Origin of the sequence: Nocardia carnea, from assembly GCF_029868855.1 — a bacterium.
Taxonomy (GTDB): domain Bacteria; phylum Actinomycetota; class Actinomycetes; order Mycobacteriales; family Mycobacteriaceae; genus Nocardia; species Nocardia carnea_A.
In genome coordinates this window covers 1-2,703 of record NZ_JARWOV010000138.1, presented here as the reverse complement: position 1 = coordinate 2,703, position 2,703 = coordinate 1, and the positions used below count along the sequence as shown (strand labels likewise).

Genomic DNA, 2,703 nt, shown 5'->3' with positions numbered 1-2,703 from the left:
CCCCCCCCCCCCCCCTCCCGGGGGCGGTGCCCCCGCCCCCCCCCCCGGCCCCTTCCCCCCCCAACCACCCTACCCCCCCTCTCGGCGCCCCCCAGCTCCCTACCCCCCAATAACCCCCCCCCCCCCCCCCCCCCCCCGCTTGGCTAGACTCTGGGCATGCACGACTCCGCAGTGGATGCGCTGCTTGCACGGGGCGAAACCCGCCCGCGCGCGGACGCGCGGCGCAACGTCGAGCGGCTGGTCACCGCGACACGCCAAGCGATCAACGAACAGGGGCTTGCCATCACAACCCGCGACATCGCGCAACGCGCGGGGGTGGGCCTGGGCACGCTGTATCGGCGGATTCCGTCGCTGGACGCACTTCTCGCCGCCATTCTCACAGACACCATCGATGAGATGACCGATCAAGCACGACATGCGCTCGACGACCCCAACGCGTGGCAGGGCTTCGTCAAGTTCGCCGAGACATATGTACAGCTACGAGCGTCTAGTTGTGGTCTGCACGAGGCGCTGTCCGGTCATGGAGGCCGTCTCGATCTGGAGCTGCGCATCACCCGTCTCCAGCAGGCGGTGCATCAGCTCGTCCAGCGGGCGCAACGTACCCATGTCATCCGCGATGACCTCGACTGGCGTGATATCCCCTTCGTGCTCGCCACCGCGATACCCGCCGACCACACCATCGGTCTCGAACCGAGATCTGACCAATGGCGTCGAAACCTGCGCATCATCCTCGATGGCCTCCGCCCGGCAACGGAGAGTTCCCGTCCACCCGTCGTCGCTGGCGGGTTGCATCAGAAGAGCGTGTCGGCCGAGCGCAGCGGCCGGTAGCCGGTGGGGCCGAGCTGCGCGAGCTCGCCCTCAATATCCACGTCGATGGAGCCGAAGAAGTTGATGTTCTCGCTGTGCGCCGGGTTCGGGGCGGATCACCCTCTACCGGCCGGGCACGCGCGGCGCCGCCGAGGCCCGGTTCCCGCACGCGGGCCCGCTGATGACCCGCAAGGCCAACCTCGACCTGATCGCCGAGCACTGGGACGACCTGCTGCGGCTGGCCGGGTCGCTGAAGTTCGGGCACGCCACCGCCTCCCTGCTGGTCGGCAAGCTCTCGGCGTCGGGACGCCAGAACACGCTGGCCGCTGCCTTGAAGGAGTACGGGGCGCTGCGGCGCACGATCTACGCCGCGAAGTACCTGGCCGATCCGGGCTACCGGCGCAAGATCTCCCGCCAGCTCAACAAGGGCGAAATCCCTGCACGCGCTGCGCCGCGATCTGCTCTACGCCCACGAAGGCACGATCCGGGCCCGCCAGCTCGCCGACCAGACCGAGCAGGCGTGGTGTCTGACCTTGGCCACCAACGCCGTGATCGCCTGGACCACCGAGTACTACGGCCTCGCGGTCGCCCAGATGCGCCGGGCCGGCCACCGCATCGACGACGAGGTCCTGGCCCACATCTCACCCGCGCACAGCGCCAACATCAACTTCCTCGGCGCGATCGAAGTCGACATCGACGCCGAACTCGCCGCGCTCGGCCCGACGGGCTACCGGCCGCTGCGGGTGCGCGACACCCTGTTCTGACCGGTCCCGGCGTTACACCAGGGCCCGGTTCGTGTGCTCGCTGTCGAGCCATTCGGTGGTCGTCATGTCCGGGATCAGGTCCGCGCAGGATCGTCCGTCCTGGGTCCAGTCGTGGTCCCAGGCTCGCGGGTAGTGCGGTCTGGCGACGTAGCCGAGGGCGTAGGGAGCGCCCTCGACGCCGATCCGCAGCTTGTCGGCGGGTGCTGCCCGCCCACTGGCGTCCGGAGTGCCAGCTGATCACCCGCCACACCCGGCCAGTGGCGAGCCCGATATATGCTGAAGTTAGGACTTACTGCGTGCGAAAAGAATCGCTTGCTGAGCTTTCGCATCCGGGTCGAGCAGCATCTGGGCCTCGACCACGAATCCGGCATCGTGCAGCCAGGATGCCACCTGGTCCGGCTGACGGCGGTGGACATGGACCTTCATCGGGTGACCGCCGTAGCCCTCCGTCTTCAACAGCGACTCGTCGCCGACGTGAAACAGGAGTTGCAACGGTCCGCCGGGACGCAATGCTCGGTGGAAGCGCCCGAATACAGTCGGCACCTCGTCGTCTGGGATGTGGATCAACGACTGCCAGGCGAGCAGGCCGGCCACCGAAGCGACGGGCAGGTCCAGTTCCGTCATCGAGCCCACCTCGAACCGCAGGCCGGGGTGATCGCGCCGGGCCACGTCGATCATCACCGGGGAGAGGTCGATACCGAAGGCGTCGACACCGAGCTCATGCAGGTGGGCGGTGACTTCACCGGGGCCGCAGCCGACGTCCGCGACCGGTCCGCCGCCAGCGGCCCGCACGCTGTCGGCGAACAACGCCAGAGCCGCGCGAAGGTACTGGTGTCCGGCGAGGGCGCCGCGCACTTGGTCGGCATAGCTGACCGCGACCGTGTCATAAGAGGTTCGGGTGTCGGCCAACCAGTCATCCGTGGTCATGACCCGGCACGATATTCCATGATCGCGGCGGACTCTGCGCTACCCGGGAACGACGAAGGTGGCACCCCCCCGCCGCGGGGGGGGACCCGGAGGCACGGCGGCAATTGTGATTTGAGGGGGCCCCCCAGGCCCAGGGCGCCAAAGTAAAACAGGGGGGGGGGGATGGCCGCGGACGGTGTCAGGGTCGCACTGCTGGGTCGGCGCA

Annotated in this window: 2 protein-coding genes and 1 pseudogene; 2 read left to right on the top strand and 1 reads right to left on the bottom strand. The window is 68.7% G+C overall.

Annotated elements, in window-relative coordinates; all coding sequences use genetic code 11:
• The first annotated feature begins 156 nt into the window (after positions 1-156).
• Together QH195_RS13345 and QH195_RS35075 are read left to right on the top strand one after the other, a co-directional pair.
• Positions 157-828, top strand: coding sequence for a TetR/AcrR family transcriptional regulator (locus QH195_RS13345; protein WP_280435590.1), 672 nt, complete (start codon positions 157-159; stop codon positions 826-828).
• 88 nt (positions 829-916) lie between these two features.
• A pseudogene (locus QH195_RS35075) lies at positions 917-1,571 on the top strand (Tn3 family transposase); the annotation flags it as partial.
• A 282-nt stretch (positions 1,572-1,853) separates the two neighbouring features.
• On the opposite strand, the gene QH195_RS13330 reads toward QH195_RS35075, so the two are convergent.
• Positions 1,854-2,498, bottom strand: a complete 645-nt coding sequence (locus tag QH195_RS13330) for a class I SAM-dependent DNA methyltransferase (protein ID WP_280435589.1) — start codon at positions 2,496-2,498, stop codon at positions 1,854-1,856.
• Between the last annotated feature and the right edge of the window lie 205 nt (positions 2,499-2,703).